The organism is Nocardioides sp. CPCC 206348 (assembly GCF_048654705.1).
GTDB lineage: Bacteria > Actinomycetota > Actinomycetes > Propionibacteriales > Nocardioidaceae > Nocardioides.
Window position 1 is genome coordinate 26249 of sequence record NZ_JBMCZA010000233.1, and the last position, 700, is coordinate 26948.

Genomic DNA, 700 nt, shown 5'->3' on the forward strand with positions numbered 1-700 from the left:
CGAATGCTGCTGGTCGGGCTGTCCGCTCCAGGCCTGGCTGAGGTCGTTGCGTGCGGCGGGGGTGGGCATGCCCAGCTGGGGAGCGGCGTTGACGTCGCGAACCAGGATCCGGGCTTCGGTGGCCCCCGCTCGTTCGAGCATCCGCTGGAGCTCGGGGGCACCGGTGGCGAGTGCCTGGCGTACCGCTCCGTCGCCGGCCTCACCCGACATGCGCACCCGTACCGCGCCGTCGCGCACGACCAGCGTCACCCGGACCTCGCCGAGCTGGGCCGGCTGCAGGGTCAGCGTGATCCGGTGCGTCCCGTTCCCGCTGCTCGCCAGCCTCGTCACCTCCGGGAACACCTGCGCCACGACCGCCCGCTCCACCGACTTGGGGTTTGTCACCGCCGAGTTGGGGTTTGTCACGCCCGAGTTGGGGTTTGTCACCATCGAGTCGGTGTTTGTCGCTGTCGAGTCGGGGGTCAGCGTCGACAGCTCGAGGGGAGCGACGGGGGCCTTGGGGAGGTCTGCGGGTACGTCGACCGGCGCCGTGGTGCGGACCGGTACCTCTGGCGCAGCCTGCTCGGGGGCGTGCGGAACGTTCGTCGCGGAGGTGCCGGTGCTCGGCCCCGGGTATGCGGCGTGGCCGGGGAGGGGGTGTGTCGGGCTGGGAGTGGGAACGTCCGGGCCGGGGGTGACAAACCCCAAGTCGGGGGTGACA

Annotated in this window: 2 protein-coding genes; one reads left to right on the forward strand and one right to left on the reverse strand. The window is 71.9% G+C overall.

From position 1 onward, the window contains the following. Positions 1–384, reverse strand: a 384-nt coding sequence (locus ACOADB_RS26745) for a flagellar hook-length control protein FliK (protein WP_378606200.1), incomplete at its 3' end; no start/stop codon positions are given. Between ACOADB_RS26745 and ACOADB_RS26750 the strand changes: the two genes are divergently transcribed. Beyond that, the coding region (locus ACOADB_RS26750; protein ID WP_378606203.1) for a hypothetical protein at positions 371–700 on the forward strand (330 nt) is incomplete at its 3' end. The genes ACOADB_RS26745 and ACOADB_RS26750 overlap by 14 nt on opposite strands.